Here is a 26,988-nt window from a genome sequence, read left to right on the forward strand (position 1 = left end):
TCTCTGCGCCGATGGTACTGCAAGGGGGACCTTGTGGGAGAGTAGGACACCGCCGGACTTCAATTGTAAAATAGCCACACCCTTCGGGGTGTGGCTATTTTGCTTTAACCACCAGACAATCGCTGTCCACCGCCGGGTGAAGTTTTCTTTCGATCGAAGCTCGGCGACGAGCGGACAGACCTGCAGCGCAGGGCTAACGGAGCTCCGCGTCCACCCACTCGGAGCCGACGCTCATGAGTGACCGCGCGCCCGACGTGATGCCAGCAACCCGCTCGGCCAGAGCTGATTCGTCGCCAGGGTCCGCCGCCAACGTCATCACCGCTGCGCTGCCGTACTCGGTGCCGACTACCGTGACGCCGTGTTGGCGCAGCTCAGACTCAACCCGGCCGGCATCCGAATGGGGGAGTGCTAACTGAAACAGCTCACGCCGTGATCGCAGAACAAGACGCTTCTGGGCCCGCAAGCCGTCGATGGCAAGTGCCGTGGCATCCGAGTAGGCACGGATGAGGCCGCCGGTGCCCAAGAGGGTGCCGCCGAAATAGCGTGTAACCACCGCAACGCAATCAATGAGACTGCGGCCAGTGATCACGTCGAGAATGGGGCGTCCGGCGGTCCCTGACGGCTCACCATCATCGTTTGATCGGCGGACCTGATCTGGCTCAGTTGAAGAGCCGAGGACAAACGCAGAGCAGTGGTGCCGCGCATCCCAATGAGTTTTACGCGCCTGTTCGATGACGTCTCGGGCATCCGCTTCGGTGTCGACTCGGACTATGCGGCAGAGGAAGCGTGAGCGTTTGACTTCGAGTTCGGCTTCGGCGCCGGCGTCGGGGCCTCCGCGTAACGTGTACTCGAGCATCCATCTATTGTCTCGCACTCGCATCCAGATGGTGGCGCAAGGGCTCACGAGCGCGGCGTAGGCTGAGAACATCATGGAGCTGTTTGCCGCAATCATTCTGTTTATCAGTGCGCTGTTCAATGTCATCGCGTGGCCGCGATTCTTCAAGCGCGTCAGCGCTGACCCGCGGGCGCGCGACACAGCGGGAAACACCACCGCGTTCTACCGTGTGCACGCTGTGCTGCTCGGTATCGCATTGGCGATTGCTGCGGCATCCGTGCTTGCCGGCATGCTTCTGCTGCTGCGTGGCTAACTATCGCCGCTCTAGCTGCTAGCTGCTGGCTTCTCTAGGCGATCGCTGTGGCACTAGCCGCTGCGTCCATTGTTGCGGGGCGTTTCTCCTCCCGCAGTAGTTTGTCGTGCGGGTCCGGCGATGATGTCGCAGAGATCCGTCGTTTCGGGGTGCCGAGCGCAGAACCGTGCACGGGCCCAGAACCGCTCAGGAGTGCTCGGCAAGGTAGTCGCGGAGAATCACAGCGTGGTTTACGTGAGGATCTTTAGCCCCATAGAGCAGTGTGACGTGCGCATGCGTGGTTAGTCGACTCAGGATGTCGGGGAGCAGGACGTTGTCGTCGAGCTCCGCACGATAGCGGTCGGCGAATTCGTTCAGGGATTCCGGATCGTGGTTCCACCACTTTCGTAGTTCCGAAGTAGGCGCCAGGTCTTTGCACCATTCGTCGAGCGCAGCGTCTGTCTGTGTAATGCCGCGCGGCCAGAGTCTGTCGACGAGAATTCTGTAGGCGTCGGCATTCTCTTGTACGCCATATATTCGAGCAATCGTGAATGTGGTCACGGGTTAGAACCTTGTCTACGCGGATCCCGCTGGGGAGGTCGGTTGTGTCGCCCAGTATAGGGATAGTGGGCTACAAGGTCAGTTTTCCTTGGGGGAACGGAGCGCGCAATTAGCGGCCGAAGTCGAGGAATCCCTTCTGGTTCGCCGTATCCCCAGAGTCAGGGGGTCGTCACCGGTTCCTATCCGGATGCGAGGACGGAGAACGGCGCCGCGAGGAGCACTTCGTTGCGCGACGAGGGCCCGACGAGCAATTCAAAGGTTCCCGGCTCGACGCGACGCGTCGCGTTGGCATCTACAAGCGTGCAGTCGGCAACGTCGAGTTCGATCGAAACCAGCTGGGACTCGCCTGGGTTGAGCTCGACGAGGCGGTAAGTCTTGAGCTCCTTGTCTGCCCAACTCACGGATGTGACTTGATCGCGGATGTATACCTGAACAACCTCGCGTGTCGGTCGGGTACCGGTATTTGTCACTGTCACCTCTGCCTGAACGGTGCCGTCGAGGCCGTATTCGTCCCCGATGATCCGAAGGTTGTCGTATTCGACCGTCGTATAGGAGAGTCCCTCTCCGAATGCATACGCGGGGCTCTGGGTGAGGTCAGCGTAACGGTTTCCATGTTGGCCGCGAATCTGGTTGTAGTAGGTGGGCTGTTGCCCGGCGTGACGCGCGAAAGAAATCGGAAGGCGTCCGCTCGGCTCGACGATCCCGAGGAGCACTTCGGCGATTGCCTGACCACCCTCCATGCCGGGGTTTGCGGCCCACAGCAGAGCGGCCGCGCGCTCAGCCGACGGTGGTAGCACGAGGGGTTTTGAGGCGAGAAGAACGAGAACAAAGGGCGTCCCTGTTTCCGCGATCGCATCGATGAGCGCGTTCTGGCCACCAATGAGTTCAAGGGTCGCGGTCGAGCGGCCTTCGCCGACTAGTTCGATTCTGTCTCCGACGACCACAACGGCGACGTCGCTCTGGCGTGCCGCGGACACCGCGGCGGCGATCATCTTTTCATCTGGCGGGCAGGGCACCACTAACGGTGGGCGTGGCTGACCATCAGGGAAAAACGCACCTTCAGGATCATCGTCGAGCGTCAGTATGTTGGCACCCTCTGCGTAGTCGATGGTCCAATCAGCGGGGCAAGCGAGGCGTAGACCATCGAGAGTGGTCGTGATCATGTCGCGGGGGTGTCCGTTCGGCAGCCAGTCTGCCTGCCCCGATGAGCCAGCCCAGTCGCCGAGCTGCGTTTGCGCATCGTCAGCGAGAGGTCCCACTACCGCCACTCGGCGCGGCGTTGCCTCTGAAAGGGCGGGGGCATCCTCATCCGGCGCATTGAGGAGGGGGAGTGTGCCGTCGTTGCGCAGGAGAACGAGCGAGCGACGGGCAGCCTCACGATTGAGGGTACGGTGCGGTTCGCTTGCGAGAACCGTGTCGATCCGGCTGGCATCGGGGTGTCGTGGATTCTCGAAAAGCCCGAACTCGAATTTCAGGCGCAAGATGCGTGAGACCGCAGGGTCGAGATCTTCCTCAACGAGCAGACCTCGTTCGATGGCCTCGAGAGCACCGTGGAAGAACCCGGGAGTTGTCATGACCATGTCATTGCCGGCCTTGACGGCTGCGGCTGCGGCGTGTGCGTAATCCGGTTGAACCTGCTGTTCCCAGACCATGCGCCCGACGTTGTCCCAGTCGGTGATGAGGGTTCCGGTGTAGCCCCATTCGCCGCGCAGTACATCGTTGAGAAGCCAATCGTTGATTGTAATTGGCACGCCGTCGGTCGTCTGATACCCCAGCATGAAAGTGCGGCAGCCTTCCTTCGCCACTCGTTCGAATGGCGGAAGGAACCAGGAGCGGAGCTTGCGCCGTGAAATGTCAGCTTCGCTGGCGTCGCGCCCACCTTGAGTTTCGGAGTATCCGGCAAAGTGTTTGGCGGTCGCGAGGATGGCTGTGGTGTCGTTGGGACCATCGCCTTGATACCCCCGCACCATAGCCGAAGCGAGTTCTCCGATGAGGAAGGGGTCCTCGCCAAACGTCTCGTTGATACGCCCCCAGCGCAGGTCGCGAGCGATACACAACACAGGCGAAAAGGTCCAGTGCACCCCGGTGGCAGCGACTTCTTTAGCGGTAGCCCGCGCGACACGCTCGAGCAGGTCGGGATCCCACGACGCAGCCATTCCGAGTTGAGTCGGGAAAATGGTGGCACCTTCGAAAAACGAGTGGCCATGGATGCAGTCCTCGCCGACGATGAGCGGGATCTGAAGCCGGGTTTGGGCTACAAGCTCGTGCGCGATTGCAAGGCGTTCGGGCGACGCGTGCAAGATCGACCCCACGTGTTGACGCAGTACTTGTTCTGGCAGGTCCTCGCGCGCGTCGAGCTGCATCATCTGCCCGACCTTCTCCTCCACGGTCATTCGCGAGAGGAGGTCGAGGGCTCTGTCGTCGACGGTACTTGTCGGGTCGCGGTAGAGGGGGGCGGTGGTGTTGGTGCCGGTCACGAGTTCTCCGTCGTTAGTGATGCTGATGCTGATGCTGTAGTCGCTGGCCGAACGGCTGTCACAGTGTCGTTGACGTTCAGGCCCTTCTTCTTCATTGCCCGTGCCCGTTCTCCGGCAGACCTCAATCGTGGGTTGACGTACTCGTCGATGCCGAAATTGATCAGCGACAGAGCGACGCCGATGGCCGCGATGCAGAGTCCCGGAGGCATGTACCACCACCACTGATCTTGGCGAAACGCGCCTTGGGCGCCTGCCCAATTGAGAATCGTGCCCCAGTTGTAGGTTGTGACCGGAATAACCCCGATGTACGAGAGCGTTGTAAGCCCGAGGATCGCGGCGGTCACGGTTCCTACGAAACTCGCAGCGATAAGCGCCATGAGGTTGGGCAGCATTTCGACCAAGATGATTCGATGGAGGGGCTCACCGTTGGCGCGCGCTGCTTGAATGAAATCGCGATTGCGTAGAGACATCGTCTGGGCGCGCAACACCCGCGCGCCCCACGCCCATCCGATGACACCAAGTACCGCAGCGATCAGGATCAAAGGTGGATCATCAAACATCGATGCAACGATGATGATGAGCGGCAACCCCGGGATCACAAGGAAGACATTCGTGAGAGCAGAGAGTCCCTCGCTGCGCCAGCCTCGTACGTAGCCAGAGATAACTCCGACGATAATCGCGATCGTGGTGGCGATGATTGCAGCAAGAAAGCCCACAACGATGACACCACGGGTGCCGTGGATTACTTGACTCAACACATCCTCGCCGATGTGGGTGGTGCCCAACCAGTGCGCCGCGGACGGGGGTTGAAAACGAGCGGTGTTGTCGATGGCTGTGGGCGAATATGGCGCCAGCACATCAGCGAATATTGCCACGAGTACGAAAAAGCCGAGGATCGACAGTCCCGCGATCGATTTGCCGTTACGGAACATCGCAAAGGCTGAACCCAGCTTCGTCCAGAACGTTGGTTTCTCGGGACCGTAGCCACCGCGGCGCTTGTGGAGTGTATTGATAAGCGCAGTTTCTGGAGTCCACGCCGGGCGGCTGGTCGAGGTATCGTTCACACTTGTTTTCATGGCTCAGTCCTCCGTCTGGCGTGTGCGCGGGTCAAGGAATGCGTAGGCAATGTCTGCGAGCACATTCGCCAGCAACACTGAGAGAGTGATCACGAGGAAGACACCCTGCATGAGCGCGTAGTCCTTCGCATTGGTGGCATCGAGGAGCAGTTTGCCAAGCCCCGGGTAGCTGAACACCACCTCCATCACGATCGTGCCGCCGACTATGAATCCAATGGACAAGGCGAAACTCTGGATCTGGGGGAGCACGGCATTGCGCGCTGCATACCGCCAGAGCACCCGATTGTTGGGCATTCCTTTGGCCTGCGCGACCATGACATAGTCCTCATCAAGCACGGTGAGCATCATGTTGCGCATGCCGAGCATCCATCCGCCCAGTGACGCGATGACGATGGTAAGCGCTGGCAAGGTTCCGTGATGGATCACCTGGCCGATGAACTCGAACGACAGCTCCGGCGAAATGCCCACGCCGTATGCCTTGCCGATCGGGAACCAGCCGAGGTTCACCGAGAAGAGGGCGATTGCGAGTAGGCCAAGCCAGAAGTAAGGGATGGTGCTCAGGAATGTTGTGATGGGAATGAGGGCATCGAGCTTGCTCCCGCGTCGCCATCCGACGATCGCGCCGCCGATGGTTCCGATCGCGAAAGAGATGAGGGTCGCGAAGCCTACGAGACCCAGAGTCCAGGGGAGGGATTGACTGATGACTTCGGTGACAGGGCGCAGGCCGTGCAGCAGTGAGACTCCGAGATCTCCGCGAAGCAGAAGACCTAGGTACTCCACATACTGCTGCAGAAGTGTTTTATCGGTGTCGAGGCCGAGGAGCGAGCGCAGCGCCTCGGCGGCCTCGGGAGTGACGTTGCGGTTCCGGGCGAGGTATTGGGTGACCGCATCGCCCTTCATCATGCGGGGCAGGAAAAAGTTGATCGTGATCGCGGCCCAGAGCGTGAAGAGGTAGAACAGCGCGCGGCCGCCGAGGAACCTCCAGGGGATACGCGAGTGTCCTTTAACGGCGTTCGTGGGGGTGGTGTCAGCGTCGACGCTGTCAGAATCGTCGGTGAAAGGCTGAGGCTGGATAGCGGTCACTGGGTTCCTCCGAGAATGCCGGTTGCCGACCCGAAGTGCCTATCGGGATCGGGGGATGCCGCACGAAGCCTCTGTGTGTATGGGTTTTGCGGGCGAAGTATGACGTCATCGGCGGCTCCGCGTTCGACCACCCGACCCTGGTTGAGAACGATAATCTCGTCGCTGAAGTGGCGAGCGGTCGCCAGATCGTGGGTGATATACAGCACGCCGAGGCCCTCTTCGCGTTGCAGATCGGCGAGTAAGTTCAGCACCCCGAGACGGATTGACACATCGAGCATCGAGACCGGTTCATCGGCGACGAGGAACTGTGGCCGAGAAGCAAGCGCGCGGGCAATGGCAACCCGCTGCCGCTGGCCTCCCGAAAGTTCGTGCGGTCGTCGGTCGATGACGGTGTTTGGCTCGAGGTGGACGCGGCCGAGAAGGCGTCGCACTTCGTCGTCGAGCTGTTCCTTCGGCACGACATTGTCGAGCTGAAGCGGACGCTGGATGTGGTAGCCGATCGAGTGGTACGGGTTGAGCGAGGCGAACGGATCTTGGAAGACCATACGCAGCTGCTGGCGGTAGGAGCGAAGACCCTTCCCGCGACGGGGGATCGGCTTTCCCCCCAAACGCACCTCGCCGGTCGTTGGCGTTTCGAGTTGAGTGAGAATCTTCGCGATTGTCGACTTGCCGCTTCCTGACTGACCGACAAGCCCGGTTGTGTGGCCGGACTTGAGCGTAAAGCTCACATCATCCAGCGCCTTAATCTGGCCGGCGCCCCGTACGGAGTAAATCTTGGTGACAGCATCGAATTCGAGAAGGCTCATCGCGAAACCAGGCCTTTCTCACCGGTGAGGCGCGGGAAGGATGCCAGTAGTGACTTTGTGTAATCGTCTTGCGGATTAGTCCAGATTTGCTCTGCCGTGTCGAGCTCAACGATCTCGCCGTCCCGCATGATCGCGATGCGATCGCTGATTTCGAGCAGAAGGGGGAGGTCATGTGTGATGAAGATGACAGAGAAGCCGAATTCATGGCGCAGGGCAGAAATTTGACGCAGGATTTCGCGCTGAACGAGCACATCGAGCGCTGTGGTTGGCTCATCCATCACCATCAGCTGCGGACGGAGGGCGAGTGCCATAGCGATCATTACGCGCTGGCGCATACCGCCGGACAGCTCGTGGGGAAAGGAGCGGTACCGCTGCGCGCCAACTTTGACGATCTCAAGAAGTTCACCAACCGCGGTGCGTCGCTGCGCTTTGGTGTGTGTCGGCCGGTGGACCTCGAAAACGTCTTCGAGCTGAGATCCGATTGTCGCTACGGGGTTGAGAGAGTTCATGGCGCCCTGGAACACCATAGAGATCTTGTCCCAACGAAACCGGCGCATGTCTTCGGGGTCTAGCGCGTTGATCTCAATGTCCTCGCCCGACGAGTCGTGGAAGACGACGGACCCGCTGGTAATTACCGCGGGGGCTTTGAGAAGTCGCTGGACTCCGTAGGCAAGGGTGGTCTTGCCGCATCCGCTCTCGCCGGCCAGCCCGAGGATCTCGCCGCGACGAAGGTCAATGTTGACGTTGGTAACGGCCTCCACGGGCGGATCGACGTCGTAGACGACCGAGAAGTCTCTGACGGAGAGCAGGGATTCTCCCATTGGTTCATGCTCGCTTTCTTGGTGCCTAGCGCTTGGTGTCTAGCGCCTGACGACTTATTCCTGATGGCTGACTGGCTGGCTGACTGGCTGGCGGGGCGAGTGCGATAGACGCACTGCCCCGCCAGAGGTGGAGTTGTTAGCCCGTTAGCTAACTAGCTGGTGTCAGCTTCGCAAGGATCTGCACAATTCCCGGTTGAGTCGGATCCGCTGACGCGTATTGATCGTCCTCGGTGGGGAACCCAACGTAGTTCCGGGTGTTGTATTCGCCGAGGAGCGGGTGCGCCCCAAGCGGAATCGCGGGAACGTTGTCTACGAAGGCTGTCTGGATAACCTCGAGAGCAGCCGTTCGCTCATCGTCGGAAGCGGTGTTCGCGTAGGTGTTCAACGCTTCAGTGACCGCGGAGTCGTCGAATCGTCCGAAGTTGAACTGAGCGCGATCATCGACGATCCACTTGGTGTCCATGGTCGAGGTGTACAGGCCATATGCATTGCCCGTGTCTTCGAGCCAGTGGATGATCGCCTGGAACGTTCCTTCTTGACGCGCGGCGTCCCAGCCGCCCCAGTCAGGCTGGTCAACGTTGACATCGATGCCGAGGCCTTCGCTCAGTTCTTCAGCGAGCAGAGCCTGCTCAGTGTTCCAGTCACTCCAGCCAGCAGGAACCGAGATCGAGAACGAGACGGTCTCGCCATCGGGGTCAATCAGGCTCTCGTTTTGCCAGGTGTAGCCAGCGTCCGTAAGGATTTGCTTCGCTTTATCGATGTCAACCTTGTAATTCTGGCCGCTGTACTCGGGCAGGATTTCATTCTCGAGAAGATCGCTCAGCCCGGTCACGCTCCAAATCGCCTCGCTCGCTCCTTCACGCGCGATGTCGACATAGGCCTGACGATCGATAGTCCATGCCAACGCTTCGCGGAGAGCCGGGTCATTGAACGGCTTCGTCTGAAGGTTCATGAACAGGGTGCCTGCTCCCGCGGTGGGCGACACGAGGAAATGATTCGCCTCATCCGCGGCTAGGTAGCTCGCCTCAATTTGTGGGATGAACGCCTGCGCCCAGTCGGCTTCGCCAGAGACGAGCGCGGTGGTGAGGGCTGCGTTGTCGCCGTACGAAACGTAGTGCAGTTCCGGCACCGCCAGGTCGCCGCCCCAGTAGTTCGGGTTCGCCGTGAGAGTGACAGATTCCGTCGACCAGTTGTCGAGAACGTAGGGACCGGTGCCGACAGCGAGACCTTCTGCGGTGAGTGGGTCAGTGTTGGGGTCTTCGATGTTCTCCCAAATGTGCTTGGGCACTATGGGGGTGTGCAGAACGCGAGCCTGCGCGACATACTTCGAGTCGCCGAACGTGAGCGTGATGGCGTCTCCGTCGACAGTCGCACCCTCGTAGTTGAGGCCGCTGGTGTCGGCGAGCGTACCGTTGAGGAACTGGTCAAACGTGAACACGATATCGTCGCCCGTAAAGGCGGTGCCGTCACTCCAGGTCACGCCGCTGCGGGGCACGACAGTCAGCTCGGTGTAGTCGTCGTTCCACTCCACGGACTCCGCGAGCCACGGGGTAGTGCTGAGGTCGCCTGTCGGATTGACGAGAGCCAGAGTTTCGAAAATGACTTTGGCATAGCCATACTTCGACGCTGACGAGTCGCCCAAATAGGGGTTGTGCGATTCAGTGGTAATCGCGCCATCTGGTTTTGCGATTGTGAGTGCCGCGCCGCTACCGCTACCGCTATCGCCGCCGCTCGTGGCGCAGCCGGTCAGCGCCAGCGCCGCCGCGATGCCGATGGCACCGATCGATGTTCTTAGCCTCATTGCTATTCTCCTTCGTGTGGGCGCACGACCCTGTGCGTGTGAGTGTATGACGCCGGGCGTGTCCGAAGGACGACGACGGTGTCGAACTGAGTGCGGGTTTACCTTACAATCAAGTAAGTAAGTTAAGCAAGCATCCGTTTAGTCGATCTCGATGCTCGTGCGCGGATATACTTTCATCCGGAAAGCAGCTAAAGGGGGAGGCGAACCATGGCAGGTAATCGGCGGCCACCCCGTTCCCGGCCTGAGACGCTCGCTCGGCGCCGTGACATCCTCGACGCCGCGGTCGAAATCTTTGGCAACAAAGGCTTTACCGGCGGAACGCTGCAAGAGATTGCCGACGAAGTGGGCATGACTCACGCCGGAATCCTTCATCACTTTGGTTCAAAGGACAAACTTCTTCTCGAAGTGCTCGCCCTCCGCGATGAGACAGACGTTGCTGATCTCGAAGAGCAACATATCCCGGACGGGATCGCACTTTTCCGCCACCTAGTTCGCACGGCGTTTATCAATGAGGGCCGCCCGGGTATCGTTCAGGCCTATGCTGTGCTGTCTGCGGAGTCGGTGACAGACGATCACCCCGGGCGCGACTTCTTCGAAAAGCGGTATGAAGTGCTGCGCGGTGCGGTCTCCGACGCCTTTGAGATTGTGTGCGCCGAGCACGGAATCACGTCGAAAGAAAAGATCGACCTCGCATCCGCCAGCATTTTGGCGGTGATGGACGGGCTGCAAGTGCAGTGGCTCCTCGACCCCAAGACCGTCGACCTCGGCCGAGCATCGGAATTCGCTATCGAAGCGATCGTCGACTCCGTGATTGCTCCGGCGCGGTCAGCGCTGTCCTGAGGGGCGGCAAACGTGAGCGTCGCCATTCGCTGCGCTCATGAGCTTAGGCGCTAGCCCGCGCAATTAATCGCGGCGAGACTAGCCCTCCGCACTGCGCGGCCCGGTGAGGCTGAGATGCGCTTGTCAGCATCGTCGCCCAGTATGGGGAGTATGAGTTTTGAGCTCCCGCCGCTGCGGAATCCACGACGGACTATTGGCGATCGAACCTTTGATTTCTCGCGCCAGGTTGCGGTGATGGCGATCGTGAATCGCACGCCCGATTCCTTTTACGATGCGGGAACCAACTACGCGCTTGAGAATGCTGTTGCCGCGTCGCTGCGGGCTGTCGAGCAGGGAGCCGATTGGATCGATATTGGTGGCGTTCCGTTCGCTCCGGGCGACCCTCTGAGCGTGGAGGAGGAGTGCCAGCGCGTCGTTCCTGTGGTGCAGGCGCTTCGCGAAGCATCCGACGTCGTGATCTCCGTCGACACCTTCCACGCTGAGGTTGCACGCCGCAGCATCGCGGCCGGAGCCACGGTGATTAATGACACGACAGGCTTGAGCGATCCTGACCTCGCCGGCGTTGTCGCTGCCAGCGATGCATCGCTCATTCTTGTTCACTCGCGGGCGCAGCCACGCACCCAGTTCGCTCGGCCGCAGTACGACGATGTTGCGGCAGAGGTGCGGGACTTTCTGCAGAGCCGAGTCGAGCAAGCTGTGGATTCTGGAGTTGCCGACGATCGGCTCTTCATCGATCCGGGGCACGACCTGAACAAGAACACGCTGCACAGCCTCGAGCTCACGCGCCGCCTCGACGTAATCACCGAACTCGGGTTGCCGACCCTCGTCGCGCTCTCCAATAAAGACTTCATCGGCGAAGTGCTTGATAAGCCGAAGCGTGAACGGTTAGAAGGTTCGCTCGCAGCCGCCGTGGCAGCCATCCTCAATGGCGCGAGGGTGGTGCGGGTGCACGAGGTCGCTGAAACGGTAGCTGCCGTGCGCATGACGGAAGCGATCCTGGGGCTCCGCGAGCCGGCGCTGCTGAAGCACAACATGTCCGACATCAACGAAAGGTAGGCACCGTGGCCGACGCATCCGACATCCATTCCCTCAGCGCTGGGGCGCCGCTCACCGACGAGCAACTTCTCGCGAGCTACGCGGTGGCTGATCGATCAGTGCCGTGGTTGCGCGCGAACTTTGTGTCGAGCATCGATGGCGCTGCCACCCACGAGGGTGTGTCTGGTGGGCTTGGCACGGACTCAGACGGTCGTGTCTTCGGGCTGCTTCGACGGCTTGCGGATGTTATCGTCGTTGGTGCGGGAACGGTGCGGCAGGAGGGCTACCGCAATCTCGCTCTCGACGAGGAGTCTGCAGAGTGGCGGACTGCGCAAGGACTCGCCGCTCAGCCACCGTTTGCCATAGTGACGGCATCCCTGCGGCTGGAGCCGGGAGACCTGGGCAGCTACGCGACGCGCCCCCTCGTGGTGACCACCGAGAGCGCACCCGCGGAGAGCCGTAAACGAATCGAAGAGGTTGCTGACGTGATCATTGCGGGGGATGCTGCCGTAGATACCGTCGAGATGAAACACCTTCTGGCGGAACGCGGGCTAGTTCAGCAGCATAGCGAAGGCGGTCCGACACTCTTCGCGACCATGATTGCCCAAGGCGTTGTCGACGAGCTTTGCCTCACCGTGAGCCCGCGGCTTGAAGGCGGCTCGGCGCGACGCATTGTGGACGCGGCGGATGCGACACCGCAAAACATGTCGCTCGCGCACGCGCTGTCCGCGCCCGATGGCACGCTACTGCTGCGCTACCTCCGCGCCGCTCGCTAGCGCGTTGTCGTTGCGATACGCGCGCGCTAGCACTCGACGACGTTGACGGCGAGACCGCCCATCGACGTTTCCTTGTAGCGCGAACTCATATCCTTGCCGGTCTCGGCCATGGTGATGATGACCTCATCGAGCGAGACGCGGTGCTCGCCATCGCCCCACAACGCCATCTTCGCGGCATTGATCGCCTTCGAGGCAGCAATCGCGTTGCGTTCAATGCACGGAATTTGCACGAGTCCACCAATGGGATCGCACGTGAGTCCGAGGTTGTGTTCCATCGCAATCTCGGCCGCATTCTCGACCTGCGCGGGGGTTCCGCCGAGAATCTCTGCGAGTCCCGCGGCCGCCATGGAAGAGGCTGAGCCGACCTCGCCCTGACACCCGACCTCGGCTCCCGAGATGGAAGCCATGCGCTTGTAGAGCACGCCCACGGCCGCGCTGGCCAGCAAGAAGCGCACGGTAGCGTCATCCTTCGTCGCCTGGTCGGCGTCTTTCATGCCTGGTGCGTAGTGGGTCGCGTAGAACAGCACGGCCGGGATGATGCCGGCAGCACCGTTGGTGGGGGCAGTGACGACCCGGCCACCCGAGGCATTTTCTTCGTTGACGGCGAGGGCAACGAGGTTGACCCATTCCTGCCAAAAGTTCGGATCGCGGTTGGGGTCTTCTTCACGCAGGCGTCGGTGCCATTCGGGAGCCCGGCGCCGCACCTTCAAATTGCCGGGCAGGTTGCCGGTGCGCTCAAGGCTGTTGTTCTTGCACTCATCCATAACATCGCGGATGTGCAGGAGCCCAGCAACCACCTCAGACTCGGGACGGCGCGCCAACTCGTTGCGCAACATCACGCCGCTGAAGCTGAGCCCCTCGGCGCGACAGTGCGCGAGCAATTGCGCTGCAGTGCGAAACGGCAGCGGATCCGCCACGGCGGCTGGGCCGCTAGAGGAGCTGCCATCACGGTTGTCGCCCTCGCGATAGATGAAACCGCCACCGATCGAGAAGTAGGTTGCCTCGAGAATTGCGGTGCCATCCGCATTGTATGCCGCAAAGCGCATGCCGTTCGGATGCCCATCGAGAACGGTGAGCGGGTGCAGGGCGATGTCGGACTCGCGGAACGGCACATCGTGACTCGCGCCCAAGCGCAACAACCCGGATTCTTCGATGCGGGCCAGAATCTGTTCCATCTCCGCGGGGAGCACGCGGTCGGGCAACTTGCCTTCCAAACCAATCAGTACCGCGCTCATCGTGCCGTGGCCAGCACCGGTTGCGGCGAGAGAACCGTAGAGGCGAACGCTGAGAGTGGCGACAGAGTCGAGCATCCCGTGGTCGGAAAGATCAGCGGCGAAGGACGCAGCCGCGCGCATGGGGCCGACCGTGTGTGAACTGGACGGGCCGATGCCAACAGTGAACAGATCGAAGCTGCTGAGGGGCACCTCTTCGAGCGAGGGCGTTGGTACTTCAGTTCGGGGGGTCAGATTGCGAATGGCCACGGTGACTCCGTTTCTTCACCACACTGCGTCGTGCGGGCGTCGTTGAGTCCTCTCCGCTCTGTATTGGGCCTGAGAGTTTCCGCACGCTTGTGGCGTTGCGTTGCCCCGTCGGCGAGTCGGACAGGGCCGACTACTTTTCAGAGTTGCCTATCCACTGCGGTACTGGGGCCTGAGAGATTCCCGGAGAGGGTTTGCTCCTACGGCGCCAACCATCGATCGGAAGGACTCTCCCGCAGCGGAATGACGGCTGTTCACTTGTGCCATCAGCATACACTTGAGCCTGCCTCGCAGACCCGTCAATCTCGCGCCGGACTGGTGCTCAGTCGAGCGAGCGTTCCGCCCCTCAGCGCTGCGAAACGCGCGCTCGTAAAGACCGCTTAGTCCTCGGGGTCTGAGGGATCGATCGGCTCGTGGTGGTCAGCGTTTGTCACTCCACGGCGCCAGTAACCGTCGGCTGTTACTTGCTGCTTGGGGAGGCCTAGCTCACGACGCAGGTAGCGGCGGAGCGGAACCAGAGTTGTCGCTTCTCCCGCAAGGAACACGAAGGTCGACTCGCCGATTTCGCCGAGCGCGCGCAACGCGGCTTCCAGCTGACCGAGGCCGTCTCGGCGATAGAACCAACCGGCATCCATGCGTGCCTTCAGCTCGTCGCTGAAGTAGCTCTCAAGGCTTTCGTCGGCGACATCGAATAGGGCGGTGATGTTTACCGAGGTGGGGAGCATGTCGATCCAGCGCGAGGCTGCCGGGAACGCCGTTTCGTCCGCGATCAGGATGACGTGGGTTGCGCCAACGGGCAGCAGTCGTGATCCCCGCGGACCGGCGATCACGAGGCTGTCGCCAGCGGCGGCTTTTCCGGCCCAGGCGGAGGCGGGCCCCTCGTCTCCGTGGACGACGAAGTCGATGTCGAGCTCGTGACGACCAGCATCGCTGCGGAAGCCGAGCGGGGTGTAGTCACGCGAGATAACCTTGCCCTCGCCCTTGGGCTTCTTGATTCCATCGGCGGTCATCGTGGGTGCAGTGAGCACGCCGGTTGCGGGATCGGGAAAGAATACTTTGACGTGGTCGGTGGGGCCACTGCTGACAAATCCGGCGAGTTCATCACCGCTGAGGGTGATGCGCGCAATCGACGGCGCCGGGTGGCTGACGGCGCTCACTGTCAGGTGGCGGATGACGAGGGGATGCTTGACGGAGTCACGTTCAATTGTCATAGGCGATGGGCGCGGGCGCCAGCTCATTTCGATAAAAGTTAGGCTTACCTAACTACTGTAACCCTCGCGTGCGGGGAGAGCTAGAGCGACGGCGTGGTTTCTGTCGTCGTGATGGAGATTTCGCCCTTGAGCGAGCGATGCACGGGGCACTTGTCGGCAATGACGAGAAGCGAAGCACGTTGCTCGGCGGTGAGGTCGCCCTCGAACGTGAGCTCGCGTGTGAAATGCTCGACCATTCCTTCGGTCGAGGTGCAGTGCTCGCACGCGGCCGCGTCGATACGCTCGCGACTCAGCCGAACGCTGACCGACTTCAACGGCATCTTCTTGCGGTCGGCGTACATCCTGATGGTGATGGAAGTGCAGCTTCCAAGCCCGGCCAAGACAAGGTCATAGGGTGCTGGGCCATGATTTTCGCTCAGCGGTGCAGGCTCATCAGAGATGAGCTCGTGACCCGAAGCAAAGACGCGCTGTTCGTAGCGCGCAGGGCCGCTCTCGGTGACGATCACCGAACTGCCATCGGCGGTGATCGAGGCGCTCGGGTTGTCGACGACCGGTGAAGTCTTCGGTCCAGCACTGCTCGCCCGCGGTTCTGGGGCTGCGGTGTGGTCGAAAGCATAGCGAGCCGACCAGGCCGCGATCATGCTGGCCGCGAAAGCAGCATCATCACGATTGCTCAGGAGATGATCCGCACCATCGAGAGCCACGAACGACTTGGGGTGCTTCGCTGTTTCGAAAATCTCCCGCGCGTTGTCGATGCCCACGGTCTGATCGATGGGGGAGTGCATGACCAAAAGTGCGGCATTCAGATCGCGCAGTCGAACCGACTGAGGCTGTGCGGCAATGTCGTCGAGGAGTTGTTTGCGGATGCGGAACTCGCGGCCGCCCAGCTGAACCATTGCTTCTCCCGCAGTCACAATTTCCTCGCTCGCGTGGGCGAACAGGTTCGTGATGTGGGCAGGGTCGCTTGGGCTGCCGAGTGTGACGACAGCACGCGTCGAGGGCACGCGATGGGCTGCAGCGAGCACGGCGGCTCCGCCCAGGGAGTGTCCAATGAGGATCGTGGGGGCGCGGTAGTTGGTGCCGAGATATTCGGTGGCGGCCACAACATCATCGATGTTTGAGCTGAAGTTGGTGTTAGAAAAATCACCGTCGGAGCCGCCCAAGCCAGTGAAGTCGAAGCGCAAGACGGCGATGCCGTAGTCGACGAGTGCTTTCGAAATACGTGAGGCAGCGAATGAGTCCTTCGAACACGTGAAGCAGTGAGCGAAGAGCGCGTAGGCGGAAGGGGTGCCTTCGGGGAGGTCGAGGCGGGCCGCCAGCATGGAGCCGTTGGAGCCGGGGAATTCGATCTTCATTGTCCGTTACCGCTTTCGTGTCGACTTGCTCCAGCGTTTCTTATCCGGATACCGGATGCAACGCCCCCATGCTCTCAGTTCTTCCCGTTAACGCCAGAACGGCTGGCAAAGACGGTGTCTTCGCCAGCCGTTCTGAAAAGAAAATTACTCCGCGGCACCTGCAAGCGAACCGCTGATCTGGTCGCCGGAGGGGTCGTAGACGAGACACAAGATCTCGCGGTCGCCCTCTGACCAGCTGCCCTCGGTGGGGTAGTACCAGGAGAAGTCGTAGACCGAGTCTTCGTACTCTGCGCCGATAAAGGTTCCGAACTCTGCGTAGCAGTCAGCCGTTGCCTGATCTTCGATTGCGGAGTCACCGGGGAAGTCGCCGTCGGCCATGTAGGACGCCGCGTAAACCTCTGCATCGTGCGGCTCGGCGCAGTCGATGGTCTTGGTGCTGGAAACTTCGCCGCCATCTTGGTTGCCGACTTCGCAGTCACCAATAACGAGGCTGAAGATATCTTGAGTGGTGCCGGCTCCGGGGTCGACGGCATCCGAAATTTCGTTCGTAACTTGATCGATGATGCTGCAGCCACTGAGCGCCACGGCTGCAACAGCAATGGTGGCGATGGCGAGCGTCCGGCGCCAGATGTTATCTGTCGTCATAGAAGTGGGTCTCTTTCGTCTGAGGTGGTCACGCTTCGTTCTTCTCAAGCTTAGTGAAATTCAGCACATTCACAGGTGGAAGAAGCGGGAAAAACGCTAATGAGAGCCCAAAAACCCTAGAACTTCGTCGTGGAGCACGCCATTTGTTGCCAGAGCGTTACCTTCCCACGGTCCGGGAACGCCTTCAACAGAAGTGAAACGACCGCCGGCTTCCAACACAATGGGGATCAGAGCCGCCATATCGTAAGGCTTCAGATCGAATTCGCCCACGACATCGAGCGCACCTTCGGCGAGCAGCATGTACGCCCACATATCGCCGATTGCGCGCGAACGCCACGTGGCACGAGTCAACGCAACAACTGCATCGAGGCGACCAGCTTCATCCCAGCCCGGCAGGCTGTTGTAGCTGATGGATGCCGCCTCAAGCGAAGACACCTTGCTCACTGAGATCTGTTCGGGCTCGCCATCGCGGGCCTGAGCGAAAGCGCCGTGACCGGTTGCCGCCCACCACCGCTTACCCAGTGCGGGGGAACTGACCACGCCAACCTGGGGCACACCATCGATGACGAGCGAGATAAGCGTTCCCCAGATGGGGACGCCGCGCAAAAAGTTGGAGGTGCCATCGATGGGATCGATAATCCACTGGCGGTTCGAGTCTCCGGCCTCGCCATACTCTTCTCCGAGAATCGAGTCTCCGGGGCGGGCAGCAGCAATTCCGGCACGGATGCTGCGCTCAACAGCTTTGTCGGCATCCGTGACCGGCGTGCGGTCGGGCTTAGTCGTGACTTCGAGGTCGAGGGCGGTGAAGCGGTCGAGCGAGATGAGGTCGGCATCGCCGGCAAGGGCGAGCGCGAGGGAAAGATCGTCGGCGAGAGTGTATTCGGTCACGACTACACGCTAGCGGAACCGAGTGTCGTGATGAGCCGCTGGAACGAGTCGAGGCGCAACTTGCCGACCTCGCCGAGCGCTCCGGCTGCGACCGCTTCAGCGATCGCGCAGTCGGGGGCATCGGGCAAGTGAGTGCAGCCGCGCGGACATTCTTCGGCAAGCTCGGCCAAGTCGGTAAACGACGACAAGATCTTGCTCGGGTCGATGTGACCGAGGCCAAAGGATCGAACTCCGGGAGTATCGACGACCCAGCCGGTGCCCACGCGATACGAAATGGTCGACGACGACGTGTGACGCCCGCGCCCCGTGACTGCGTTGACATGGCCGACCGCGCGATTAGCGTCGGGCACAAGAGCATTGACGAGCGTCGATTTGCCCACTCCCGAGTGGCCAACCGCAACCGTAGTGTGGCCTTCCAGGAGCGCGCGCAGCTCGTCGAGGGGAACCTCGTCTGAACGGCTCTCGATCACTGTCAGATCGAGACCGGCAAAGTTCTCCAAAAACGGCGCCGGATCTTGCAGGTCAGTCTTGGTGATGCACAGGATGGGATCAATCCCCGCATCAAAGGCCGCCACGAGATAGCGGTCGACGAGTCGCGGTCGCGGCTCCGGGTCGGCGGCGGCAACAACGATGAGCATCTGGTCGGCGTTGGCGACAATGATGCGTTCGACGGCATCCGTGTCGTCGGCGCTGCGGCGAAGCAGTGTGGTGCGCTCTCGGATGCGCACGATGCGCGCGAGAGTGCCTTCGGTGCCGGTTGTATCGCCGACGAGATCGACCCAGTCACCGGTGACGACCGACACTTTGCCCTGTTGGTTGCGGCCGAGTTCACGCGCACGAGCGGCAATGATTTGGCGTTCGTCTGGCGTTCCCTCGTCTACCCAGACTCCATAACGCCCGCGATCGACGCTAAAGACGCGCCCCTCAATGGCGTCGGCGTGGTCGGGGCGAATCTTGCTCCGTGGCTTATTGGCCTTGGGGTTCGGTCGCATGCGAATCGAACTCTCGTCGTATTCGCTGTACTTGCGGTCATCATCGTCGTCATCGCCCGTGAGCCAACTCATCGTTAGAGCAATCCGAGAGTGTCAGTGGTCAGCGGCGCATCGCCGACGAGCGTGCGCCACAGCTCAGGGAACTGGGGGAGCGTCTTGGCGGTCGCGTCGATACCCTCGATCTCCACGCCTTCAATGGCAAGGCCAATGATGGCGCCGGCCGTGGACATCCGGTGGTCTTCGTAGCTATGCCACACGCCACTGTGCAGTTCGGCTGGCTCAATGTGGAGACCGTCGTCGAGTTCGGTGACGGATCCGCCGAGCGAGTTGATCTCGGTGCGTAAGGCTGCGAGACGGTCGGTTTCGTGGCCGCGCAAGTGGCCGATTCCCGTGATTGTGCTCGCGGACGACGCGAGTGCTGCGATCGCCACGATTGCGGGAGCGAGCTCGCCACCGGTAGAGAGGTCGAGCTCAATTCCGGGGTAACGGTGACCGCCCACCACGCCTACGCCGCCATCGACAGTGAGCGCACCATCTTTGCGCGTGACCGTCGCACCGAAAAGCGGAAGTAGCTGCTCAAGGTCAGCACCGACCTGAGTGGTCGACTCTGGCCAGCCTTCGATCGTGACCGTTCCGCCAGCCACGATCGCGGCAGCCAAGAACGGCGCTGCGTTGGAGAGGTCGGGCTCGAGCGCCACGTCGATCGCGTGGATCGGGCTAGCAGGAACAACCCACACCCCGGGTTCCGGGCTCTCGACCGTGACCCCGCGAGCAGCAAGACACGCAATCGTCATTTCAATGTGCGGCATGCTCGGCAGCTTGTCGCCGGTGTGACGCAGAGTGAGTCCGTTCTCGAAGCGTGCTGCCGCAAGAAGAAGACCAGAAACGAATTGGCTGGATGCCGAGGCATCGATGCTGACGTCGCCGCCGGCAACCGTGCCCATGCCATACAGGCTGAAGGGGAGGGTTCCGCGACCGTCGTCGGAGACATCCACGCCGAGCGCTCGCAGCGAGTCAATCGTGGTGCGCATGGGACGACGAAGGGCTGCTTCGTCGCCGTCGAAAGCGACCGGCCCGAGGGCGAGCGCCGCAACGGGCGGGAGGAAACGCATGACCGTTCCCGCGAGACCACAATCGATTGAGGTGCCACCTTCGAGTTCACCCGGGGTGATCTGCAGGTCGGGACCAAAAGCGTTCCCCGTTGCGATCTCGTCAATTCCCACGCCGAGCGCGCGGAGAGCCTGAATCATGAGAGCGCTATCGCGCGAATGAAGGGGCGAGTGCAAACGAGAGGGGCCATCAGCGAGGGCCGCCAAGACCAGTTCGCGGTTCGTGAGACTCTTGCTGCCCGGCAAACTCAGTGACGCTGCGAGCGCATGCGAAACGGTGGGCGCAGCCCAGTTTCCGGGCACCGTGGTGTCTGGCACCGTCTCGTCGTCATACGGGCTGAATTCTGGGTTGGAATACTTAGATACGAACATCAGTTACTAAGAGTATCGGCGTTTAAGACCCCACGGAGGAGGCGCCCGTATGACCGCAGTACTGAACACTCAGCAGGATGCCGTCATCAGCGAACTAGAATTGTCGCTAATGACTACCGACAGAGTTGAGCCCAGCGCTACCGATGCTGCCGCTGACGAGAAGCGACGACAGTTTGAAGAGCAAGCGCTGCCCTTTATGGACCAGCTTTTTGGCGCTGCCATGCGTATGACCCGCAACCCCACCGACGCTGCAGATCTCGTTCAAGAGACCTTCGTAAAAGCGTTCCAAGCATTCGGGCAATACCAGCAGGGCACCAATCTGAAGGCCTGGTTGTACCGCATCCAGACCAACACCTTCATCAACATTTATCGCAAGAACCAGCGCAATCCTTATCAGGGCACGATCGATGAGCTCGAAGACTGGCAATTGGGTGGCGCAGAATCTGTCACCCAGTCGGTGTCGACCCGGTCTGCCGAGGCTGAAGCGATTGATCACCTGCCCGACAGCGCGGTGAAGGATGCCCTGCAGTCGATTCCCGAAGACTTCCGCCTCGCGGTCTACTTCGCCGACGTTGAGGGCTTCTCCTATCAGGAGATTGCCGACATCATGAAAACCCCCGTAGGTACCGTAATGAGCCGACTGCACCGTGGCCGTCGTATGTTGCGCGAACTACTGGCCGACTACGCGCGTGACCGCACCCCCGTCACGCCAGCAGCATCAAGGAGCACCAAATGACCGACTGCGGTTGCGAAAAAGCAAAAGCTGAACTCGAGGAATACCTCGACCGCGAACTCAACGAGGCCGACTTTCAGGATGTCTCAAACCATCTCGACAACTGCGAATCCTGCTCGAGCGAACATCTTGTGGCACTCGCGTTGAAGCTCAAGGTCAAGCAGGCCTGCCGTGAGACGGCACCGGATGATCTGCGCAGCGCGATCTTGTCGAAGCTGGCGGGCGCCTAAACACTCTCTAGCGCTGAGCGCCTACAGCTGCTCACGTGCTAACGCAAAAGCGGGCATCCTCCGAAGAGGATGCCCGCTTTTGTCATTAACGCGGGTGCGGTTACGGCTGGGTAATCGCGTGGTCGATCAGTTCGGCCTGCTCGAGCGCGCTGCGCTTCGACGAACCGGTCGCCGGTGAGGCGGATGCCGGACGCGAGGCGAGCTTGATCTCGCGCGACTCAAGGTGGCGCTGCAGTTCCAAGCTAATGAACGGCCAAGCACCCTGGTTCTCGGGCTCATCCTGAGTCCACACGATGTCTGCGTTCGGGTACTGGCTGAGAACCACATTCATGTCGGCAACGGGGAGCGGGTAGAACTGCTCCATGCGCACCACGGCGATGTGCTTGATCTCGCGCTTGTCGAGTTCGGCAATGATGTCGTAGTAGGTCTTGCCCGACGTCACGATGACGCGAGTGACGGCCGACTTGTCGTCGAGACGAACATCGTCGAGAACGGGCTCGAAGCGACCACTCGTGAAGTCGGCAACATCACTGGTGGCACCGCGCAGGCGAAGCATCGCCTTCGGGGTGAACACGATCAGAGGACGGCGCGGACGCGAGTAGGCCTGGCGGCGCAGCAAGTGGAAATACGATGCCGGCGTTGACGGGCGTGCCACGATCATGTTGTTCTCGGCACACATCTGCAAGTAGCGCTCGATGCGGGCGGAGGAGTGATCAGGGCCCTGGCCCTCATAGCCGTGCGGCAGCAGCATGACGACGCTCGAACGTTGCGCCCACTTCTGCTCGGCGCTCGAAATGAACTCGTCTACGACAATCTGAGCGCCGTTGGCGAAGTCACCGAACTGGGCTTCCCACATGACGAGAGCGTCGGCACGCTCGACCGAGTAGCCGTACTCGAAGCCGAGCGCGGCGTACTCGCTGAGCAGCGAATCGTAGATCCAGAAGCGTGACTGGTTCTCGGAAAGGTTTTGCAGCGGCAACCACTCTTGACCGTTTTCGCGGTCGTGGAGCACAGCGTGACGCTGAACAAACGTGCCGCGGCGAGCATCCTGACCGGCCATACGCACCGGGGTGCCTTCGAGAAGCACAGAACCGATAGCGAGCAACTCGGCGAAAGCCCAGTCGATGCCGCCCTTGCGGCTCATGTCGGTGCGCTTCTTCAGCAGGGCCTGCAACTTCTTGTGCACGGTGAAGTTTGCCGGTGGGTTAGCGTGCGCGTCGCCAATGAGCTGAACAACGCTCTCGTCGATGCCCGTCGTGATGGGCTCTCCGATGGCATCGTCGCGCTGCGAGCCGGGACGCTCGAGGTCAGAAACTCCGTTGCCATCCTTCGTGAGGATCGGCATCGAACCGGTCTGAGCGGCATGTGTTTCGGCAAAAGCGCGCTCGAGGCGGTCTTGGAAGTCCTGGTGGCTGGCTTCGTACTCTTCCTGAGTGATGTCGCCACGACCAACGAGACCCTCGGTGTAGAGGGTTCGAACGGACCGCTTCGCTTCGATCAAGTTGTACATGAGCGGCTGCGTCATCGAGGGGTCGTCGCCCTCGTTGTGGCCACGGCGGCGGTAACAGATGAGGTCGATCACAACATCGCGGTGGAACTTCTGGCGGTAAGCGAAGGCGAGCTCGGCAACCCGAACAACAGCTTCGGGGTCGTCACCGTTCACGTGGAAGATCGGTGCCTGGACCGTCTTGGCAACATCTGTCGAGTACTGCGACGTGCGGCCCTCGCTCGGCGGCGTCGTGAAACCAACCTGGTTGTTGATGTTCACGTGGATGGTGCCACCCGTGCGGTATGCCCGCAGCTGCGACATCTGCAAGATTTCAACAACGATTCCCTGACCGGCCATCGCCGCGTCTCCGTGAACCATGACGGGCAGAACGGCGTAGGAACCAATGGGGCGACGGTCTTGCTTAGCGCGAACGATTCCCTCGAGCACGCCATCTACCGCTTCGAGGTGTGACGGGTTAGCGGCAAGGTAGACAGGAATCTGGCGACCATCGGCAGCAGTGAAGGTGCCCTCGGTGCCGAGGTGGTACTTCACGTCACCCGAACCCTGAACGGTGCGCGGGTCTTGGGTTCCCTCGAACTCGCGGAAGATTTGACCGTAGGTCTTTCCGGCGATGTTCGTGAGCACGCTCAGGCGGCCACGGTGGGCCATACCGATGGCAACCTCTTCGAGGTTGGCCTCGGCGGCTTTCTGGATGACGGCATCCAGCAGCGCGATCGTTGACTCTCCACCCTCAAGGCTGAAGCGCTTCTGGCCGACGTACTTGGTCTGCAGGAAGGTCTCAAAGGCTTCGGCCTCGTTGAGCTTGCCGAGGATGCGCATCTGCTCGTCGTGGCCGGGCTTGCTATAGGGCTTCTCGACGTGATCCTGGATCCAGCGGCGCTGCTCCGGGTTCTGAATGTGCATGTACTCAATGCCAACGGTGCGGCAGTAAGCATCACGCAGTGTGCCAAGAATCTCGCGCAGTAGGGCTTGACGCTTGCCGCCGAAACCGCCAGTGACAAACTCACGGTCGAGATCCCAGAAGGTAAGGCCGTGGCTCGAAATGTCGAGGTCGGGGTGTGAACGCTGACGGTACTCGAGCGGGTCGGTGTCAGCCATGAGGTGACCACGAACGCGGAACGAGTTAATCAGCTCCTGAACGCGCGACGTCTTGTTGATGTTGTCGGCGAGGTCGACGTTGATGTCGTTGGCCCAGTGAATGGGGTCGTAGGGGATGCGCAACGCCGCGAAGATGTCTTCGTAGAAGTTGTTGGCACCGATGAGTCGCTCGTGGATCTTCTTGAGGAACTCACCCGAGCCGGCACCCTGAATGACGCGGTGGTCATAGGTGCTCGTGAGGGTAACCGTCTTGCCGATACCCAACTCCGTGAGAGTGCGAAGGCTCGCACCCTGGAACTCGGCCGGGTATTCAAGCGCTCCGGCGCCGACGATCGTTCCCGAACCGCGCATGAGGCGGGGAACGGAATGCTCGGTGCCGATTCCGCCAGGGTTGGTGAGCGAAATTGTATTGCCCATGTAGTCGGGCCCGGTCAGCTTGTTCGCGCGGGCGCGAGACACAACATCTTCGTAGGCGGCGAGGAACTCGGCGAAGCCCATGGTCTCGGCGTTCTTGATGCCGGGAACAACGAGCGCACGCGTGCCATCAGGCTTGGGCATGTCGATCGCGATGCCGAGGTTGATGTGCGCCGGAGTAACAACAGACGGTTTGCCATTTGGCTCGTCGTAGAAGACGTTCTGGCTGGGGAACTCTTTGAGAGTCTCGATAATGGCCCACGCGATGAGGTGCGTGAACGACACCTTGCCACCGCGAGCACGCTTGAGGTGGTTGTTGATGACAATGCGGTTGTCAATCATGAGCTTCGCCGGGATCGTGCGAACACTCGTAGCGGTAGGGACCGTGAGGCTTGAGTCCATGTTCGATGCGAGTGCCTTTGCAGCGCCACGGAGGGGAGCAACGACGTTCTCCGTTTTGGGCTTAGCTGCGGCCTCAGCCTTGAGCGTTTCAATCGGAACCGTCGACGGCGCTTCAGCCGGGATCGGCTGGGGCTTCGGCTCAATTGACGTAGTGCGAGCGATGGGCTGGCTGCCCGTGCTGGGGTTAGCCTCGTCGACGAAGGGCTTGGCCTCGGCGGCGGCAGGCGCTGCAGCGGGGGCCGCGGGAGCCGCGGGAGCTGCAGGAGCTGCGGCAGTGGGCTGCCGTGCAGTCGGCGTCGTCGCCGGGGCTGCGGCCGGAGCATCCGGAGTTGTTGACGTGGGAACGGCACTTGAAGGAGTCAAGTCTGCCGATGGCGTATAGCTCTCCAAAAAGGGCCACCAAGATTCCGCTACTAGATTTTTGTCTTCGAGGTACTTTTCGTACATCTCGTCGACCAACCATTCGTTGGCCCCGAAGTCGCCCGAGGAGTCTCCGTCCGCTGCGGTTCCGGTTACTTGGCCTGACACGTCAAACCGCCTACTTTCAGTTCTGGTGATCACAAAAACGGCGCGCGGTCTGCGCGCCAGACATCCCTGACAATGTTAATCGCTTTGTTGTGCGTCTGCTGGCCGTGAGGCGGCGATCTCCCTTATTTTCCTGACTTTTCTGCAGATTGTTTTCCTCTAGTGACAATTAGGCTCGTCACTATGGATTTCTACGAGACCACGCCCATGCACGACTTGACCTATTCCGACGTGTTTTTGGTGCCCAGCCACTCCTCGGTAGGCAGCCGGATGGCCGTCTCGCTGGCGCCCGGTGACGGAACGCCCGCGACCATTCCGCTCGTGGCATCCAACATGAACTCGGTGACCGGCCCTCGCCTGGCCGCCAGCCTGGCGCGACGCGGAGGACTCGGCGTGCTCCCGCAAGATCTCAGCGACGACGAGATGGCTGAGGCTCTCGCGTGGGTTCGAAACCAACCCGTCGATCTCGACTCCGCCGTCTTTTTGAGCCCGAACGACACAGTAGAGAAAGCGCTGCTGCTGGTGCCTCCGCTGCCCGGCCACGGGGTTGTGCTCCAGAACGACGGCGAACTCGTCGGTGTGGTGGATGCCGAACAGCTGGCCACGGCAATGCCCGGTGCCGCTCTGGGCGACATCGCCCGCGCCGACGCCCACGCGATTGACCGCACGGAGTTCGGCAGCGCTCGCGAACTCTTCGACCTTCTCGTCGAGCGAGGCCTCGGCTTCGCCCCGGTCGTTGAGGGCACTACGGTCGCAGGAACGACCAGTAAGACCAGCGCGCTCCGTTCCACCCTCTACACTCCAGCCCTCGACGGCGACGACAAACTCGCGGTCGCCGCCGCCCTCGGAATCAACGGTGATGTTGGTGCCCGCGCCAGTGCTCTCGTCGCCGCCGGCGCGTGCGCTCTTGTTCTCGACACCGCGCACGGACACCAAGAAGGCATGGTGCGGGCGATCGAAACGGTCGCCGCCCTTGACCTCGGCGTACCGCTGGTTGCAGGCAACGTGGTGACGAGCGCCGCTGTGCGTGACCTTGTCGGAGCAGGAGCAACCATCATCAAGGTCGGGGTTGGCCCCGGCGCCATGTGCACCACGCGCATGATGACCGCGGTCGGTCGTCCGCAGTTCTCCGCAGTGCTTGAGACGGCGGCAACCGCGCGCGAACTTGGCGCCCACGTGTGGGCTGACGGCGGGGTGCGCTACCCGCGCGACGTTGCGCTCGCGCTCGCCGCTGGGGCGACATCCGTCATGATCGGTTCGTGGTTTGCCGGCACGATCGAAGCCCCGGGCGAACTGCGTCACGACGATGCCGGTGCGCTCTACAAAACCAGCTGGGGGATGGCGTCAACCAAGGCAGTGCGGGCCCGTTTTGGTGGCCTTGATGCCTACGATCTCGCTCGCAAGGAACTCTTCGCCGAGGGAATTTCCGGCTCCAAGATTTATCTTGACCCGGCTCGACCGTCTATCGACGACCTCGTGGACATGATCACCTCGGGGGTGCGCAGCTCGTGCACCTATGCCGGCGCGGCCACTCTGAGGGAGTTCCGCGAGCGGGCGTTGGTGGGAATCCAGTCCGCTGCCGGGTATGAAGAGGGAAAGGCGCTGCCCGTGAGCTGGTAGTAG

The 26,988-nt window shown here is 61.3% G+C and carries 23 protein-coding genes and 1 riboswitch; of the genes, 7 read left to right on the forward strand and 16 right to left on the reverse strand.

What is annotated here, in order from left to right; all coding sequences use genetic code 11:
• Nucleotides 1-193 precede the first annotated feature (193 nt).
• A complete protein-coding gene (locus I6E52_RS12880; RefSeq protein ID WP_197158086.1) occupies nt 194-856 on the reverse strand; it encodes a YigZ family protein in 663 nt (220 codons plus the stop codon).
• A gap of 73 nt (nt 857-929) precedes the next feature.
• Here I6E52_RS12880 and I6E52_RS12885 point away from each other — a divergent pair, with 73 nt between their 5' ends.
• A complete protein-coding gene (locus I6E52_RS12885) occupies nt 930-1,148 on the forward strand; it encodes an SCO4848 family membrane protein (protein ID WP_197158088.1) in 219 nt (72 codons plus the stop codon).
• Nucleotides 1,149-1,334: 186 nt separating this feature from the next.
• Here I6E52_RS12885 and I6E52_RS12890 read toward each other — a convergent pair whose 3' ends face one another.
• The 7 genes from I6E52_RS12890 to I6E52_RS12920 form a co-directional block, all read right to left on the reverse strand.
• The gene (locus I6E52_RS12890) at nt 1,335-1,688 is read right to left on the reverse strand and encodes a DUF488 domain-containing protein (protein WP_197158090.1); all 354 of its coding nucleotides are present in this window, start codon (nt 1,686-1,688) and stop codon (nt 1,335-1,337) included.
• A gap of 179 nt (nt 1,689-1,867) precedes the next feature.
• Nucleotides 1,868-4,165, reverse strand: a complete 2,298-nt coding sequence (locus tag I6E52_RS12895; protein ID WP_307842541.1) for a glycoside hydrolase family 3 N-terminal domain-containing protein — start codon at nt 4,163-4,165, stop codon at nt 1,868-1,870.
• Nucleotides 4,162-5,241 carry an ABC transporter permease gene (locus tag I6E52_RS12900; protein ID WP_374059115.1) on the reverse strand — a complete coding sequence of 360 codons (1,080 nt, stop codon included), beginning with the start codon at nt 5,239-5,241 and terminating at the stop codon, nt 4,162-4,164. Before I6E52_RS12900 ends, I6E52_RS12895 begins: the two co-directional genes overlap by 4 nt.
• Nucleotides 5,242-5,244: 3 nt before the next feature.
• The gene (locus I6E52_RS12905) at nt 5,245-6,324 is read right to left on the reverse strand and encodes an ABC transporter permease (protein ID WP_197158092.1); all 1,080 of its coding nucleotides are present in this window, start codon (nt 6,322-6,324) and stop codon (nt 5,245-5,247) included.
• Nucleotides 6,321-7,130, reverse strand: coding sequence for an ABC transporter ATP-binding protein (locus I6E52_RS12910; protein WP_197158094.1), 810 nt, complete (start codon nt 7,128-7,130; stop codon nt 6,321-6,323). Before I6E52_RS12910 ends, I6E52_RS12905 begins: the two co-directional genes overlap by 4 nt.
• Nucleotides 7,127-7,951, reverse strand: coding sequence for an ABC transporter ATP-binding protein (locus tag I6E52_RS12915; RefSeq protein ID WP_197158096.1), 825 nt, complete (start codon nt 7,949-7,951; stop codon nt 7,127-7,129). Before I6E52_RS12915 ends, I6E52_RS12910 begins: the two co-directional genes overlap by 4 nt.
• A gap of 148 nt (nt 7,952-8,099) precedes the next feature.
• Nucleotides 8,100-9,752: an ABC transporter substrate-binding protein gene (locus I6E52_RS12920; RefSeq protein WP_197158098.1), complete on the reverse strand. Its 1,653-nt coding sequence runs from the start codon at nt 9,750-9,752 to the stop codon at nt 8,100-8,102.
• A 207-nt stretch (nt 9,753-9,959) separates the two neighbouring features.
• On the opposite strand from I6E52_RS12920, the gene I6E52_RS12925 reads away from it, so the two are divergent.
• The 3 genes from I6E52_RS12925 (at nt 9,960) to I6E52_RS12935 (ending at nt 12,403) form a co-directional block, all read left to right on the forward strand.
• Nucleotides 9,960-10,592 carry a TetR/AcrR family transcriptional regulator gene (locus I6E52_RS12925; RefSeq protein WP_197158101.1) on the forward strand — a complete coding sequence of 211 codons (633 nt, stop codon included), beginning with the start codon at nt 9,960-9,962 and terminating at the stop codon, nt 10,590-10,592.
• Nucleotides 10,593-10,742: 150 nt separating this feature from the next.
• Nucleotides 10,743-11,648, forward strand: coding sequence for a dihydropteroate synthase (folP, locus tag I6E52_RS12930; RefSeq protein WP_197158103.1), 906 nt, complete (start codon nt 10,743-10,745; stop codon nt 11,646-11,648).
• 5 nt (nt 11,649-11,653) lie between these two features.
• Nucleotides 11,654-12,403, forward strand: coding sequence for a pyrimidine reductase family protein (locus tag I6E52_RS12935; protein WP_197158105.1), 750 nt, complete (start codon nt 11,654-11,656; stop codon nt 12,401-12,403).
• A 26-nt stretch (nt 12,404-12,429) separates the two neighbouring features.
• Here I6E52_RS12935 and I6E52_RS12940 read toward each other — a convergent pair whose 3' ends face one another.
• The 7 genes from I6E52_RS12940 to aroA form a co-directional block, all read right to left on the reverse strand.
• Nucleotides 12,430-13,884: an L-serine ammonia-lyase gene (locus I6E52_RS12940; RefSeq protein WP_374059117.1), complete on the reverse strand. Its 1,455-nt coding sequence runs from the start codon at nt 13,882-13,884 to the stop codon at nt 12,430-12,432.
• 147 nt (nt 13,885-14,031) lie between these two features.
• Nucleotides 14,032-14,127, reverse strand: a riboswitch (glycine riboswitch).
• Nucleotides 14,128-14,261: 134 nt separating this feature from the next.
• On the reverse strand, nt 14,262-15,092 hold the full coding sequence (locus I6E52_RS12945) for a siderophore-interacting protein (RefSeq protein ID WP_197158107.1): 831 nt from the start codon (nt 15,090-15,092) through the stop codon (nt 14,262-14,264).
• Nucleotides 15,093-15,172: 80 nt separating this feature from the next.
• Nucleotides 15,173-16,447: a bifunctional alpha/beta hydrolase/OsmC family protein gene (locus tag I6E52_RS12950; RefSeq protein ID WP_197158109.1), complete on the reverse strand. Its 1,275-nt coding sequence runs from the start codon at nt 16,445-16,447 to the stop codon at nt 15,173-15,175.
• Between the two features lie 144 nt (nt 16,448-16,591).
• Complete coding sequence (locus I6E52_RS12955; protein WP_197126448.1) at nt 16,592-17,092, reverse strand: septum formation family protein; 501 nt, start codon at nt 17,090-17,092, stop codon at nt 16,592-16,594.
• Nucleotides 17,093-17,188: 96 nt separating this feature from the next.
• Nucleotides 17,189-17,980 carry an inositol monophosphatase family protein gene (locus tag I6E52_RS12960; protein WP_197126450.1) on the reverse strand — a complete coding sequence of 264 codons (792 nt, stop codon included), beginning with the start codon at nt 17,978-17,980 and terminating at the stop codon, nt 17,189-17,191.
• Nucleotides 17,981-17,982: 2 nt separating this feature from the next.
• A complete protein-coding gene (gene rsgA / locus I6E52_RS12965; RefSeq protein ID WP_197158111.1) occupies nt 17,983-19,044 on the reverse strand; it encodes a ribosome small subunit-dependent GTPase A in 1,062 nt (353 codons plus the stop codon).
• A 2-nt stretch (nt 19,045-19,046) separates the two neighbouring features.
• Nucleotides 19,047-20,453 (reverse strand): 3-phosphoshikimate 1-carboxyvinyltransferase, encoded by a 1,407-nt coding sequence (gene aroA / locus I6E52_RS12970; protein WP_197158113.1) that lies wholly within the window; start codon nt 20,451-20,453, stop codon nt 19,047-19,049.
• A gap of 109 nt (nt 20,454-20,562) precedes the next feature.
• Between aroA and I6E52_RS12975 the strand changes: the two genes are divergently transcribed.
• A complete protein-coding gene (locus tag I6E52_RS12975) occupies nt 20,563-21,189 on the forward strand; it encodes a sigma-70 family RNA polymerase sigma factor (RefSeq protein ID WP_231600170.1) in 627 nt (208 codons plus the stop codon).
• On the forward strand, nt 21,186-21,416 hold the full coding sequence (locus I6E52_RS12980) for an anti-sigma factor (RefSeq protein WP_197108994.1): 231 nt from the start codon (nt 21,186-21,188) through the stop codon (nt 21,414-21,416). Before I6E52_RS12975 ends, I6E52_RS12980 begins: the two co-directional genes overlap by 4 nt.
• 100 nt (nt 21,417-21,516) lie before the next feature.
• Here I6E52_RS12980 and I6E52_RS12985 read toward each other — a convergent pair whose 3' ends face one another.
• Complete coding sequence (locus I6E52_RS12985) at nt 21,517-25,368, reverse strand: multifunctional oxoglutarate decarboxylase/oxoglutarate dehydrogenase thiamine pyrophosphate-binding subunit/dihydrolipoyllysine-residue succinyltransferase subunit (RefSeq protein ID WP_197158115.1); 3,852 nt, start codon at nt 25,366-25,368, stop codon at nt 21,517-21,519.
• A gap of 180 nt (nt 25,369-25,548) precedes the next feature.
• On the opposite strand from I6E52_RS12985, the gene I6E52_RS12990 reads away from it, so the two are divergent.
• Nucleotides 25,549-26,985, forward strand: a complete 1,437-nt coding sequence (locus I6E52_RS12990; protein WP_197158117.1) for a GuaB1 family IMP dehydrogenase-related protein — start codon at nt 25,549-25,551, stop codon at nt 26,983-26,985.
• The last annotated feature ends 3 nt before the right edge of the window (nt 26,986-26,988 follow it).

This window comes from Salinibacterium sp. NG253 (assembly GCF_015864945.1).
GTDB lineage: Bacteria > Actinomycetota > Actinomycetes > Actinomycetales > Microbacteriaceae > Rhodoglobus.

Bases quoted from the DNA above. Each gene is read 5' to 3' on its own strand.
- I6E52_RS12880 (WP_197158086.1), bottom strand. From the start codon at position 856: ATGCTCGAGTACACGTTACGCGGAGGCCCCGACGCCGGCGCCGAAGCC.
- I6E52_RS12885 (WP_197158088.1), top strand. From the start codon at position 930: ATGGAGCTGTTTGCCGCAATCATTCTGTTTATCAGTGCGCTGTTCAAT.
- I6E52_RS12900 (WP_374059115.1), bottom strand. From the start codon at position 5,241: ATGAAAACAAGTGTGAACGATACCTCGACCAGCCGCCCGGCGTGGACT.
- I6E52_RS12910 (WP_197158094.1), bottom strand. From the start codon at position 7,130: ATGAGCCTTCTCGAATTCGATGCTGTCACCAAGATTTACTCCGTACGG.
- I6E52_RS12915 (WP_197158096.1), bottom strand. From the start codon at position 7,951: ATGGGAGAATCCCTGCTCTCCGTCAGAGACTTCTCGGTCGTCTACGAC.
- I6E52_RS12920 (WP_197158098.1), bottom strand. From the start codon at position 9,752: ATGAGGCTAAGAACATCGATCGGTGCCATCGGCATCGCGGCGGCGCTG.
- I6E52_RS12925 (WP_197158101.1), top strand. From the start codon at position 9,960: ATGGCAGGTAATCGGCGGCCACCCCGTTCCCGGCCTGAGACGCTCGCT.
- folP (WP_197158103.1), top strand. From the start codon at position 10,743: ATGAGTTTTGAGCTCCCGCCGCTGCGGAATCCACGACGGACTATTGGC.
- I6E52_RS12945 (WP_197158107.1), bottom strand. From the start codon at position 15,092: ATGACAATTGAACGTGACTCCGTCAAGCATCCCCTCGTCATCCGCCAC.
- I6E52_RS12950 (WP_197158109.1), bottom strand. From the start codon at position 16,447: ATGAAGATCGAATTCCCCGGCTCCAACGGCTCCATGCTGGCGGCCCGC.
- I6E52_RS12955 (WP_197126448.1), bottom strand. From the start codon at position 17,092: ATGACGACAGATAACATCTGGCGCCGGACGCTCGCCATCGCCACCATT.
- rsgA (WP_197158111.1), bottom strand. From the start codon at position 19,044: ATGAGTTGGCTCACGGGCGATGACGACGATGATGACCGCAAGTACAGC.
- aroA (WP_197158113.1), bottom strand. From the start codon at position 20,453: ATGTTCGTATCTAAGTATTCCAACCCAGAATTCAGCCCGTATGACGAC.
- I6E52_RS12975 (WP_231600170.1), top strand. From the start codon at position 20,563: ATGACTACCGACAGAGTTGAGCCCAGCGCTACCGATGCTGCCGCTGAC.
- I6E52_RS12980 (WP_197108994.1), top strand. From the start codon at position 21,186: ATGACCGACTGCGGTTGCGAAAAAGCAAAAGCTGAACTCGAGGAATAC.
- I6E52_RS12990 (WP_197158117.1), top strand. From the start codon at position 25,549: ATGGATTTCTACGAGACCACGCCCATGCACGACTTGACCTATTCCGAC.